The organism is Paraburkholderia sp. Cy-641 (genome assembly GCF_011752945.1).
Classification (GTDB): Bacteria; Pseudomonadota; Gammaproteobacteria; order Burkholderiales; family Burkholderiaceae; genus Paraburkholderia.
In genome coordinates this window covers 85,009-97,834 of the sequence record NZ_VWWM01000007.1, presented here as the reverse complement: position 1 = coordinate 97,834, position 12,826 = coordinate 85,009, and the positions used below count along the sequence as shown (strand labels likewise).

The following is a 12,826-nucleotide window of genomic DNA, read 5'->3' as shown; positions in this document are numbered from 1 at the left end:
TATCGCTATATCCGGTCCATTGGCTTGCACGAGTGAATCCCATGTCGACTCCATCGAATACCCCCGCTGCTTCTTCCGCTCAAACCGGCGTGACGCCCGCGCGTAGCTGCAAGGTCAGCGCGAGTCCGCACGATGCGTTGCCCTCGCCGGCCGGCAAGAACCCGGCGCCGCCCTGCACGCTCGTGATCTTCGGCGCGGGCGGCGATCTGACCAAGCGTTTGCTGATGCCCGCGCTCTACAACCTCGCGGTCGACGGCCTGCTCGACGGCGGCATGAAGATTGTCGGCGTCAATCATGGCGCGCGCGAAACGGCCGCATGGCGCGACGATCTGCACACGTCGCTACAGCAGTTCGCCGCCGATAAAGCCAGCACCTTCCACGCCGGCAAGCTCGACGACGACGCGTGGAACTGGGTCGCGCAACGCCTCGAATACATGGCGGGCGAGTTCGAATCCGACGACACGTTCGCGCAATTGAAGCAGAAACTCGCGCAATCGCCGGGTGGCAACGTGATCTTCTATCTCGCGGTTGGCGCGCGCTTTTTCAAACCGATCGTCGAGCATCTCGGCAAGGCCGGTTTGCTGAAGGAAGGCGAGAGCGCGAACGGCGGCTTTCGCCGTCTCGTGATCGAAAAGCCGTTCGGCACCGATCTCGCCTCGGCGCGCGATCTGAACGCGCATATCCTGCAGTACGCGCAGGAATCGCAGGTGTATCGCATCGATCATTTTCTCGGCAAGGACACCGTGCAGAGCATTCTCGCGGTGCGCTTCGCGAATGCGCTATTCGAGCCGATCTGGCGGCGCGAGTACATCGAGAGTGTGCAGATTACCGCGGCGGAAACGATCGGCGTGGAAGGGCGCGGCAAGTTTTACGAGCAGACCGGCGCGTTTCGCGACATGGTGCCGAACCATCTGTTCCAGCTGCTCGGCATGGTCGCGATGGAGCCGCCCAATTCGTTCGATGCCGAAGCGGTGCGCGACAAAAAGGCCGACATCTTCGACGCGATCCAGCCGCTCACGCCCGACGACGTCGTGTTCGGCCAGTACGAAAAAGGGCCGGCCGGCATCGGCTATCGCGAGGAGCCGGACGTCGCGCCCGGCAGCATGACCGAAACCTATGCGGCGGCGCGCGTGTTCGTCGAGAACTGGCGCTGGGCGGGCGTGCCGTTCTATCTGCGCACGGGCAAGCGGCTTGCCGTGCGCCGCACCGAAATCTCGGTGCAACTGAAGCCGGTGCCGTTCCGTCTGTTTCGCGATACACCGGTCGATGCGCTTACGCCGAACGTGCTGACCCTGCGCATCGATCCCGCACACGGCACGAGCTTCGACTTCAACGTGAAGACGCCGGGGCCGGTCATGCAGGTCGGCGCGGTGCAGTCGTCGTTCGATTACGCCGACTTCTTCGCGGAGCGCGCGAACGTCGGCTATGAAACGCTGCTCTACGACTGCATGCTCGGCGACGCCACGCTGTTCCAGCGCGCCGACAGCATCGAGACGAGCTGGTGCGCGGTCGACGACGTGCTGCATCCGAAGCGCGGCGGCGCGCTTGCCGTACACGGCTATGCGGCCGGCAGCGAAGGGCCGGCCGCGGCCGATGCGCTGCTCGCGCGCGACGGTCATGCATGGCGGCCGTTGCAGCGAAGCGCGGTGGAGAAGAAGTGAGCGCGGCATTCGCCAATTCTGCCAATGCAGATAGGCAATCGTATCAACCACATTCGGGGGGATATCGTGGCGACACGCAAGAAGAGCGCGGTAAAGAAGAGTGCAGTGAAGCAGAGCGCGGCAAAACGGAGCGCAATGAAACAGGCCACACCGAAACAGAGTGTCTCGAAGGGCGGCGGCGAAAACATTCTCGCGATCGACGTCGGCGGTACGGGACTGAAGGCTGCGATCATCGATGCCGATGGCCGGATGAAAACGGAGCGCGTGCGCGTGGCCACGCCGCATCCGTGTACGCCCGATCAACTGGTGGACGCGCTCGCGCAACTCGTTGCGCCGCTCGTCGAACAGGCGCCGCCCACGCTGATGTCGATCGGCTTTCCGGGCGTGGTGCGCAACAACCGCATCCTGACCGCGCCGCATTTCGGCGTCGAAGGCTGGCACGACATTCCGCTCGCGGATGCGCTCGCGCGGCGCCTCGGCGGCTTGCCTGTGCGCATGATCAACGACGCCGAAATGCAGGGCTTCGCCGCGATCCAAGGGCATGGCCTCGAATTCGTGCTGACGCTCGGTACGGGCGCGGGCACTGCGATGTTTCGCGATGGCGAGCTGATGCCGCATCTCGAACTCGCGCATCATCCGGTCAGCAAGAAGGGGGTGGCCTACGACGAATACATCGGCGAGGCGGCGCGCGCGAAGGTCGGCAACAAGCGCTGGAATCGGCGCGTCGAGAAAGTGATCGGCATTCTCAATGCGCTCGTGAATTACGACAAGCTGTGGATCGGCGGCGGCAATGCGGCGCGTCTCAAGTTCGAATTGCCGGCGAACGTGGCGACCGTCTCGAACGACGCGGGGATCGAGGGCGGCGCGCGGTTGTGGCATCCGCTGTCGGTGCGCGAGACGCGGCAGCTGCCGGAAGCGAATCAGCGTACTGGCCCGTTCAAGTGGCGATAAGTGGTGGACTGCGCGAGGCGGGTGCCTCGCGTTGCGTTGTCGCGCGGGCTGGCTAGCTAGCGTTTGAACTCGCTCGCGGTCTTGCGAAGGCTGAACGTTTTGCCGTCGAATGCGTAGTGGTAGGTGCCGTGTTCCGCGCTTTCGTTGCGACTGCCGCGCACGATCAGCAGGCAACTGTCGGCGCGATAGGCGAGCGGCTCGGTCACGTCGATCGGCCAGTCGGAAACGGTGAACGGCAACGAGGTGACGCGGCCTGTTTTTACGTCGATGGCCGCGGCCATCACGCATCCAGCGCCGCATCCCCATGTCGCGAGAATGTAGTGGCCCGCGAAATTCACCGACCCCCGCGCGGCGTTGCGGATGACGCTGCTGTAGCGCCTGGCCTGGGCGTCGGTGAAGGTCAGGCGTGGCACGGGGCCGTGTTTTGCCGCGACGGCGACGGGGCAATCCGCGAAACCGGGAAGCGACCCGGCGCGGGCCGCACCGGGCAGCGTACCGATCATGCCAATCATGAAGACCGCAAGGAGCGAGGACGTTACCCGCATTGTTCAGTACCCATTGTTCAATACCTATAGGGCTGCGGCCGGAATGCCCGGCGACAGAGTGAGTGGAGTGTGAGATTGGCGCACTATGCCAGCGGTTCTGTCTCGAAACAACGTTCTCGCGAGAGAGGCCGCCGAAGCCGCCGCGCGTGCGCGTTCCTGCCGAAGCCCTCGGCGATTTTCCAGCCAGAGAGACTTAAATGATCCGAAGCAATCTCAACATCGTCCGGCGCCTCTCCTCAGTCGGCGTTTGCGCGCTGCTTGCCTGGGCGAGCGCACATGCCTACGCGGTGCAGGCGTTCGCTCTGTCGTCGCCTGGACTCGCCGATGGCGGCACGCTCGATGCGCGCCATGCCGCGAGCGCGAACAATTGCGGTGGCGGCAACGTGTCGCCGGCGCTGCAATGGCAGAACGCGCCGGTCGGCACGAAGAGTTTCGCCGTCACGATTTTCGATCCCGACGGCGCGAAGGGCCTCAGCATCGTGCATTGGATCGTGTACGGCATCGCGCCGACCACGATGGGGCTCGCTGCGGGCGAGGCAGCGCCGCCGGGCAGCGTCGCGGGTACCAATCGCACCGGTGGTCCCGGCTATTACGGGCCGTGTCCGCCGGTCGGCGAGGTGCCGCATCACTACATCGCGCAGGTCTATGCGCTCGATCTGCCGCCCAGCTCGCTGCCGGCCGGCTTGACGCGGGACGCGTTCCTCGCGGCGATCAAGGATCATGTGATCGCCGCGACGAGTACCGTGCTGCGCTATGGACGCTGAAGTACTTCAGCGCTGAAGCGCCGGACTAGCGCGCCGCATCCCCCCAGCGATACTGCACGCTCGCCTCATCGAGTTGTGCCTTGATTTCGCTATCGAGCACGAAGTCGACGGTCGCGAGCGTGTCGGTCAGCTGCTCGGCGCGGCTCGCTCCGATGATCGCCGACGTGACCAGCGGATTGGCGAGTACCCATGCGAGCGAAATCTTCGTGAGCGACTCGCCGGTCGGCGCGACGATCGACTTGAGCCGCTCGATCGTCTCGAACTCGCGTTCGTGCCAGTAGCGCTCCTGATACATCGCGCCGGCCTTGCCGACGCTCCCGGTGAAGCGTCCTTCGGTGGGTGCCGTGTCGTGACGGTGCTTGCCGGTCAGCAGGCCGCCCGCGAGCGGGTTATACGGCATCACGGCCAGTTGCTCCTCGGCGGCGAGCGGCAGCAGTTCGCGCTCGATCTGCCGGAACAGCAGGTTGTAGCGCGGCTGGACCGACACGAAACGCGCGGCGCGCAGCACGTCCGCGCGTCCCAAGGCGCGCGCGAGCCGGTAGGCGAGGAAGTTCGAGACGCCGATATAGCGCGCCTTCCCCGAACGCACGATCACGTCGAGTGCTTCGAGCGTTTCGTCGAGCGGCGTTTTCGCGTCGTCGGAATGGAGCTGGTAGAGGTCGACGTAGTCGGTGCCGAGGCGGTGCAGCGATGCGTCGATCGCATCGAGCAGGTGCTTGCGCGAGGCGCCCTGATCCCATGCCGAGGGGCCCATCTTGCCGACCGCCTTGGTCGCGACGATGAAGCGCTCGCGCTTGCCCTTCAGCCAGCGCCCGACGATTTCCTCGGTGCGCCCGGCCACGTTCTCGCTGCTGCCGAGCGGATAGACGTCGGCGGTGTCGATGAAATTCACGCCGGCATCGGCGGCCGTGTCGAGGATGCGGTGCGAGGCCGCTTCTTCGGTTTGCAGGCCGAAGGTCATGGTGCCGAGGCACAGGCGCGAAACGGTCAGGCCGGTGCGGCCGAATTGGCGGTATTGCATAGATCGACTCCAGAGAGGGGAACGGAAACCTGCATAAGCGTAACCGGACAGCGGTGTTGTAAAAAGGATAAACGGACTTGCGATCCCGTGCGTTCAACCGTCACTCGCGTTTGTTATTTATTTGAAAGTAAATTTGTAATGTTTGGATGAATCAAGGCCTTGCTGTTGTGAGGAGAGGCATGAATTAGACATTACTAAACGTAATAAAACTGAGCGAGATCAGCCTTAAAAATTACAAAATACTTTCGTTAGTAAAGCGTGGAAATAAATTCCTTACGCGAAGTAATACAGGTCGAGATTGCTGGCACATCATGCATATGGAATGATAGTGATTCTCATTTAAACCAAGCCAGCCATCCCGTCATCTCCGGTCGAAAAATGGAGAGCGGCAGCCAGCCAATTGCGGCTTTGTCATGAATTGCATGCCGGACATGCGAATTCGACAAGCGCATTCCTGACGGGATATCCATGCTCAACCACACGCCGCTCGCGACAGCGCTTGCGCTAGCTTTTACCGTTCCTTTCGCGACCCCGGTGATCGCGCAGACCGCTCCGCAAAGCGCACTGCAACCGGCTGCCGCGAGCGCGCCGGCAACAGCGCCGCATAGCGCGACGACGCTCGCCCAGAACAACGCGACCAACGCGACCAACGCGCCGACCGCCGACGGACAGACGCTGCCGACCATCGGGGTGCAGGGGCAAGCCGTTCAGCAGGACTTCCAGGCCGAGCGCTCGAGCGTCGGCGCGAAAACGCCGACCGCGTTGCGCGACATTCCGCAGACCGTCACCGTGATCAATCGCGACCTGCTCGCCTCGCAAGGCGCGACGTCGTTTACGGACGCGCTGCGCAACGCGCCGGGGGTGACGATCGGCGCGGCCGAAGGCGGGCAGATCGGCAACAACATCAACCTGCGCGGCTTCACCGCGCAAAACGACATCTATCTCGACGGCTTCCGCGATCGCAACCAGTACTACCGCGACACGTTCGATCTCGAATCGCTCGAAGTGCTGTACGGCCCGTCGTCGATGCTGTTCGGCCGCGGCTCGACCGGCGGCGTCATCAACCAGGTCAGCAAGAAGGCGAACCTGACGGATTCGGCGGAAGTCTCCGGCATGATCGGCACCGACGACCGCTATCGCTCGACCGTCGACGTGAACCACAAGCTCACCGACACCTCGGCGATCCGCCTGAACGCATTCGGCCAGAGCCTCGGCTCGACGCGCGACGTCATGAAAAGCAAGGACTTCGGCATCGCGCCGGAAGTGCGCTTCGGCATCGGCACGCCGACCGAGATCACGCTGTCCGCGCTGATCCAGCACAACGACGACATGCCCGACTACGGCATCCAGGCGCTGAACGGCCGGCCCTCGCCGGTGCCGAAGAACACGTTCTACGGTTTGACGAGCGACCGCACGATCCAGGACGTGCAGATCTTCACGGCGGCGATCAAGCACAAGTTCTCCGACGACCTCACGCTGACCAACCAGACGCAGCTCTCGCACTCGATGACCGACGCGCGCGAAACCGCGCCGCAAGCGGTGCTGCCCGGTTCGCCGTCGGCCACCGCGCTGACCAATGGCAACTTCACGACGCTGTCTCCCTCGCAGTTGTTCATCAAGCTGCAGAGTCATGACCGCGTGATCGAGAATCACGCGATCTACAACGACACGATGCTCGAATACAAATTCAATACCGGGCCGATCAAACACGACGTGATCGCCGGTGTCGAAGTGGGCCACGACAGCTATACGAACCAGGCCTATACGCGCAACAACCTGCCGATCGTGCCGATGCTCAATCCGCCGATCATGGGCACGCCGTCGAACGTGACGACCACGGTCGGCAACTATGCCGATTCGAGTGCGAACGAAATTGCCGCCTACCTGAACGATACGATCACGCTGACGCCGCAATGGAAGGTGATCGGCGGTCTGCGCTGGGATCGCTTTTCGGCCGAGATTCATAACACGATCAGTGCGCCGGCTTACGCGAGTCAGACCAACTACTTCACGAGCGTGCGCGCCGGCGTGATCTATCAGCCGACCGACTGGCAGTCGTACTACGTATCGTACGGCACGTCGTTCAACCCGTCGCTCGAAACGCTGACGGTGACGAACCTCACGCAGAACCTCGCGCCGGAATCGACGAAGTCGTATGAAGTGGGCGGCAAGTGGGACCTGTTCGGCGGCAACATTTCGCTGACCTCGGCGCTGTTCCGCGAAGAGATGGACAACGCGCGCACCCAGGTCTCGCCGACCGAATACTCGCTGGCCGGCGACATTCGCGTGGACGGTTTTCAGGCGGGCGTGACCGGGCACCTCACCGACAAGTGGCAGATTTTCGGCGGCTACACCTATATGGACGCGATCATCCTGAAGGCCGCCGACGGCACTCAGGGTCACACGCCGGCCAATACGCCGCGCAACACGCTGACGCTCTGGACGACTTATGCGATCACGCCGCACTGGGAAATCGGCGGCGGTCCGATCTATATGTCGCCGCGTTATGCGTCGAACACGAACTACGTGAAGGTGCCGGGCTATACGCGCTGGGACGCAACCGCTGCCTATCACGCGAAGAAATTCGACGTGCGCCTGAACCTGCTGAACCTGACCAACAAGTACTACTTCGATGCGCTGATTCCGTCCGATGGCGGACGTTCGGTGCCGGGCATCGGCCGCACGCTGCTCGCGACGTTCGATTACCGCTTCTGATGCGGCAAGCGCATCGCGAGCCATCACAATCTGTTGCGTACCTGGAGTGAAACGTGAGCGTATCGGACACAATCGACCTTCAACCGCCCGCCGTCGGCGAACACGAGACGCACGAAGCGCACGAACCGCGGCGGCTCGATGGCGATGAACTGAAACTGCGCCGGCAGCGCTCGCGTCGCGCGACGTTCATCAAATGGCTGCGCAAGGTGCATGGCTGGATCGGCTTGTGGGGCGCCGCGCTCGGTCTGCTGTTCGGCACGACCGGGTTCTTTCTGAACCATCGCGGCGGGCCCCTCAGGGTATCGACCGGCGAGCCGCAGGTGTCCGTCGTGCAGGTGCCGTTGCCGCAACCGGCGCCCGAGTCGCCGCGCGAACTCGCGAAGTGGCTCAGGCATGAGTTGAAAATCGCGGGCAATCCGGGCCGCGTGCAGAAGGAGTCAGGGCATCCGGTTGCGTGGGGCGATCGTAGCGTGATGCAGCCCGAGCACTGGCAACTGAATTTCGCGTCGCCGAAGGAGAATACCTCGGCCGAGTACTGGGTCGGCAATAACTATGTGACGGTCAAGCGCAGCGCCAACACCTTCCTCGCGATGTTGACGAACCTGCACAAGGGCGTCGGCCTGAGCGTTGGCTGGGTGTTGCTGATCGATACGCTCGCGGGCAGCATCATTCTGCTGTCGCTGACCGGCGTGTTGCTGTGGACCGAGTTGAACAGGCGCAAGACCGTCGGCGCGGTGCTCGTGCTTGGATCGATTGCGGCTGCCGTGTGCATGGGCATGATGTAAATGCGCGCATGGCCTGGCTATGCAGCGCAGGCCATGTTCGATGTTTCCGAAGCGCGACGAGCCCGTTTATCCGGGCTCGTCGCACGCGCTTACCTACGTTGCATCATGGCGTTTGCAGGGCCCCGTCGCGCAAGCGCGTTTGAGTCCACGTCGTGACCGTGTTTTCGCACGGATATTGGGCAGCTTGTGCTTCGTCGATGTCCACGCCGAGTCCCGGCTTGTCGTTGGCGTACACGTGACCGTTCCTGAATTCGGGTAAGCCCGGGAATACGTCGAGCAATGCGGCCTTCGGTCCCTTCAGTTCCTGAATCACGAAATTCGGCGGCTCGGTTCCCGACCATTCCTGAACGCCAAAATTGCGCGACGCCAGATCGATATGGATGTTCGCCGCATGCGCGAGCGGCGACATATCGCCGGGACCATGCCATGCCGTTCTCACGCCGAACTGCTCGGCGAAGATCTGCAATTTGCGGCCCGCGGTGATGCCGCCGATCTGGCTCAGATGAACCCGAATGAAGTCGATCAAGCGTTCCGTAATCAGGAAGCGCCATTCATAAGGATTATTGAAGAGTTCGCCTTGTGCCAATGGCGTCGTGGTCTTTTCCCGTAACTGGCGCATCCATTCGCCTTCTTCCAGCGCGATGGCGTCTTCGAGGAAGAACAGTTCGTATTGTTCGAGTTCGCGCGCGAACCGGATGGCCTCGACCGGCTTCAGCCTTTCGTGCACGTCGTGACACAGTTCGACGTCGAAGCCGACCCGGCTGCGGATGCCGTCGAACAACTTGAGCGTTTCGCGCTGGTACTTCCGGCTATCCAGATACACGCCATCGAGGGCGCCGGCCGGTGCGGTCGATGGCGCCTTGCCATACACGCCGCCGCCATAGCCGCCGCTCTGGCAGCGAATATGCGTGATGCCCTGCTCGCGGTACTTCTGGATGTTCTCGCAAAGCTCGCTGAGATCGCGGCCGTCGGCGTGACGGTAGATGGGCACGCCCTCGCGGCATTTGCCGCCGAAAAGCTGGTACAGCGGCAGGTTCGCCATCTTGCCCTTGATGTCCCACAGCGCCATGTCTACGCCGGAAATCGCGTTGTTTTCGATCGGGCCATTGCGCCAGTACGCGTTCTGGTGCATCAGTTGCCATGTTTCCTCGATCGCTTCGGCGTCGCGGCCGATCAGCAACGGCCGCAAATACTCCTCGATCAGACACTTGACGGCAAGGTGACGGTACGCGAACGTCGCGCATCCAAGGCCATATAGGCCCGGCTGATTCGTCTCGACCTTCACGACGATCAGGTTGATGCCTTCGGGCGCGGTCAGGATAACCTTGACATCGGTAATAAGCGTAGCCATTTCAGTTTCTCGGTAGCGGCGGAGTTAGTGGGTTTCCGTGGCGGCCGGCAGTGCCCCGTCGCGCTGTGCGCGTTGCGCCGGAGCGCCGGGAAGCAGCATCGTCAGGATCACGGACAACAGCAGCGTGACCGCCATGAAGACATAGGAAGCGGCGGGGCTGCCGGTCGCGCCGTTCAGGTAGCCGACCAGCCACGCGCCGAGGAATGCGCCGAGTGCGCCGCTCGCATTGATGAAGCCGATCGCGCCGCCGAGCACGTTGCCGGGAATCAGTTCCGGCACGAGCGCGAAGAACGGTCCATATGGTGCGTACATCGTGGCGCCTGCCACGACGAGCAGCCAGAACGAAATCCAGAAATGCGCGCTGCCGATCAGGAACGATGCGACCAGCGCGAGCGTGCCCGTCAACAGCAGCGGCCAGACGAACAGTTTGCGATTGCGCGTCTTGTCCGAGAGCCAGGACGCAATCAGCATCAGCGCGATGGCGCCGACATAGGGCACGGCCGCGAGCCAGCCGACCGAGACGATGTCGATTTGCGCTGCCATCTTGAGGATCGACGGCAGCCACATGATGAAGCCGTACACGCCGACGCTCCACAGCGCATGAATCGAGCAGAACTTCAGAACCGTCGGCGAACGGAAGGCTGCCTTGTAGTCGCGCACCGGCGCGATATGGGCCTGCTCGGCGACGAGGCGCCTTTCGAGTTCGGCCTTTTCGGCGTCGCTCATCCAGGGCGCGTCGGCGGGACGGTCCCGGACCGTGAACCACCACACGATGGCCCAGACCAGCGCGGGCATGCCTTCGAGCACGAACATCTCACGCCATCCGAAGCTATGCACGAGGTAGCCCGATACCACCGACATCCACAGCACCGTCACCGGGTTGCCGAGGATCAGATAGGTGTTCGCGCGCGAGCGTTCGCTGCGCGTAAACCACCGGCTGATGTAGAGCAGCATCGACGGCATCACGGCGGCCTCGACCACGCCGAGGACGAAGCGCAGCGCCATCAGCATCGGAATGTTGCTCACCACGCCGGTTGCGGCCGCGCAGATTCCCCACAGGATCAGGCTGAAAAAAATCAGCTTCCTGACGCTGTGGCGCTGCGCATAGATTGCGCCGGGCACCTGAAACAGGCAGTAGCCGAGGAAGAACAGCGAGCCGATCAGTGACGACATGCCGTGCGAAATGCCGAGGTCCTTGTCGATGCCGGCCGCCGAGGCAAAACCGTAATTGGCACGGTCGAGATAGGCGAGACTGTACGTGATGAAGATGATGGGCATGAGATACCACCACCTTTGTGTTGCAACGGGTTTGACGTCTTCCATGATGTCTCCTGGGTTAATGCGGCATACTAATTAAATGGTCGACTCACCCGCTCGGGTGAGTCGTGTCCTGTCCTGATGGGTTTTTCCGAAGGTGTTCCGCTTCAGAGTACGGCGAGCCAGCCGCCGTCGACGAAGATGATTTGCCCGTTCACGTAGCTCGATGCCGGCGACGACAGATAGACCGCGGTGCCGACGAGTTCTTCCGGCTTGCCCCAGCGTTGGGACGGGTTGCTGCTCTTCACCCACGCATCGAAACTCGCATTCTCGATCAGCGGCTTGTTCATGTCGGTCAGGATGTAGCCCGGCCCGATCGCGTTCGCCTGAATGTTCGACGACGCCCACTCGGCGCTCATGGCACGCGTCAGCATCTTGATGCCGCCTTTGGCCGCGGTATAGGCGCCGACGGTTGCGCGCGCCGCTTCGCTCGTCAGCGAGCCGATATTGACGATCTTGCCGCCGGTGCCGCGCGCGATCATGCGCTTCGCGGCATGCTTCGCGACGATGAACGCGCTCGTCAGATTGGTGTCGATCACGCGTTGCCAATCGGCGAGTTCGAGTTCGACGAGCGGCTTGCGAAACTGAATGCCCGCGTTGTTGATGAGGATGTCGATCTGCATGCCGGCCGCGTCCCACGCCTCGAAGGCCGCCACGACCGCTGCTTCGTCGGTCACGTCGAAGGCGCGCCCCTGCACGTCCAATCCGTTTGCGGCGAGACGCTCGACCGCGTCCGCCACCGTGTCCGCGCGCGTGCCGTTCAGTACGACGCGCGCGCCGGCCGTCGCGAGACCTTCCGCGAGCGCGAAGCCGATACCGCGGGCCGAGCCGGTCACGAGCGCGGTGCGCCCGGTCAAGTCAAAAAGCTGGGTCATCTCATCTTCCTTTTCAATGTGTCGAAACCGGGCGTACGGGCGCCCCTCGCGGCCCGTTATGCGGGCGCGATGCATGCGTCGTCGTAGAGGCGAATCGGCTCAGGCCGGCTTGCCGTTCACCGTCGATGCGAGTTTGGCCCGATCCTCGAAATCCTGTTCCGCGCGCCGGATCAGCGTGAGCACCGCCTGTTCGGCGGCAACGCCGTCGCCTTGCTCGATCGCGACGCACAGGGCCTCGTGCATCGGCAGCGAACGCGCGGGGCCGCCGGCGATTTCGGAACTCAATTCGAAGCTCGTGCGCAGAATCGCCGATAGCGCGTTCTGCATCTGTTCGACGAACTGGTTGTGGCAAGCGGTGAGAATCGCGCCATGAAATGCGAGGTCGGCCGGCACATATTCGCCGTGGCCGGCAACCGCCCGCTCCATCGCGTTATAGGCGCGGCGGATGGCTTTTTTGTCTTCAGCCGTGGCGCGCAAGGCGGCGAGCCTGGCCGCATTGGGCTCGATGATCAGACGCAATTCCATCAGGTCCTGGATCAGGCTCGCATCGGCGCTGCTCGCGCGAGCCCGCCAGGTCATCACGTCCGGATCGAACAATTGCCACTGCGACCGGGGCAGGACGACCGTGCCGTACCGGCGCCGGACCTGAAGCATGCCCTTTGCCGACAGCGACTTCATGGTCTCGCGGATCGTGATCCGGCTCACCTGCAGTTGTTCGGCCAGTTCTGGTTCGGACGGAAGAACGTCGCCCGGAGCGAATTTGCCGGAGCAGATTTGCTCGCCCATCTGATTGAGAACCTGTCGATGCAGGGTCGCCATGCTACCTTCTCTATGTCATACG

General features: G+C 62.9%; 11 protein-coding genes. 5 read left to right on the top strand and 6 right to left on the bottom strand.

Annotation, left to right across the window (positions count from 1 at the left end; all coding sequences use genetic code 11):
• The first annotated feature begins 41 nt into the window (after nt 1-41).
• Both zwf and F3J20_RS05935 read left to right on the top strand, forming a co-directional pair.
• Nucleotides 42-1,661: a glucose-6-phosphate dehydrogenase gene (gene zwf, locus F3J20_RS05940; protein ID WP_167282445.1), complete on the top strand. Its 1,620-nt coding sequence runs from the start codon at nt 42-44 to the stop codon at nt 1,659-1,661.
• Nucleotides 1,662-1,796: 135 nt separating this feature from the next.
• On the top strand, nt 1,797-2,612 hold the full coding sequence (locus F3J20_RS05935) for an ROK family protein (protein ID WP_167282443.1): 816 nt from the start codon (nt 1,797-1,799) through the stop codon (nt 2,610-2,612).
• Nucleotides 2,613-2,668: 56 nt separating this feature from the next.
• Here the strand turns inward: F3J20_RS05935 and F3J20_RS05930 are convergent, their stop codons facing one another.
• Nucleotides 2,669-3,115 carry a hypothetical protein gene (locus F3J20_RS05930; RefSeq protein WP_167282441.1) on the bottom strand — a complete coding sequence of 149 codons (447 nt, stop codon included), beginning with the start codon at nt 3,113-3,115 and terminating at the stop codon, nt 2,669-2,671.
• A gap of 239 nt (nt 3,116-3,354) precedes the next feature.
• On the opposite strand from F3J20_RS05930, the gene F3J20_RS05925 reads away from it, so the two are divergent.
• Nucleotides 3,355-3,921, top strand: a complete 567-nt coding sequence (locus F3J20_RS05925) for a YbhB/YbcL family Raf kinase inhibitor-like protein (RefSeq protein WP_167282439.1) — start codon at nt 3,355-3,357, stop codon at nt 3,919-3,921.
• A 25-nt stretch (nt 3,922-3,946) separates the two neighbouring features.
• Here the strand turns inward: F3J20_RS05925 and F3J20_RS05920 are convergent, their stop codons facing one another.
• Nucleotides 3,947-4,942, bottom strand: coding sequence for an aldo/keto reductase (locus F3J20_RS05920; protein ID WP_167038776.1), 996 nt, complete (start codon nt 4,940-4,942; stop codon nt 3,947-3,949).
• 468 nt (nt 4,943-5,410) lie between these two features.
• Between F3J20_RS05920 and F3J20_RS05915 the strand changes: the two genes are divergently transcribed.
• Both F3J20_RS05915 and F3J20_RS05910 read left to right on the top strand, forming a co-directional pair.
• Complete coding sequence (locus tag F3J20_RS05915) at nt 5,411-7,657, top strand: TonB-dependent siderophore receptor (RefSeq protein WP_167282437.1); 2,247 nt, start codon at nt 5,411-5,413, stop codon at nt 7,655-7,657.
• A 53-nt stretch (nt 7,658-7,710) separates the two neighbouring features.
• Nucleotides 7,711-8,442, top strand: a complete 732-nt coding sequence (locus F3J20_RS05910) for a PepSY-associated TM helix domain-containing protein (RefSeq protein ID WP_167282435.1) — start codon at nt 7,711-7,713, stop codon at nt 8,440-8,442.
• 103 nt (nt 8,443-8,545) lie between these two features.
• Here the strand turns inward: F3J20_RS05910 and F3J20_RS05905 are convergent, their stop codons facing one another.
• From F3J20_RS05905 to F3J20_RS05890, 4 genes are all read right to left on the bottom strand, one after another.
• On the bottom strand, nt 8,546-9,793 hold the full coding sequence (locus F3J20_RS05905; RefSeq protein ID WP_167038770.1) for an enolase C-terminal domain-like protein: 1,248 nt from the start codon (nt 9,791-9,793) through the stop codon (nt 8,546-8,548).
• Between the two features lie 24 nt (nt 9,794-9,817).
• Nucleotides 9,818-11,116 carry an MFS transporter gene (locus tag F3J20_RS05900; RefSeq protein ID WP_167038768.1) on the bottom strand — a complete coding sequence of 433 codons (1,299 nt, stop codon included), beginning with the start codon at nt 11,114-11,116 and terminating at the stop codon, nt 9,818-9,820.
• 101 nt (nt 11,117-11,217) lie between these two features.
• Nucleotides 11,218-11,985 carry an SDR family oxidoreductase gene (locus tag F3J20_RS05895; RefSeq protein ID WP_167282433.1) on the bottom strand — a complete coding sequence of 256 codons (768 nt, stop codon included), beginning with the start codon at nt 11,983-11,985 and terminating at the stop codon, nt 11,218-11,220.
• Between the two features lie 99 nt (nt 11,986-12,084).
• Nucleotides 12,085-12,804, bottom strand: a complete 720-nt coding sequence (locus F3J20_RS05890; RefSeq protein ID WP_167038764.1) for a FadR/GntR family transcriptional regulator — start codon at nt 12,802-12,804, stop codon at nt 12,085-12,087.
• Nucleotides 12,805-12,826 lie beyond the last annotated feature (22 nt).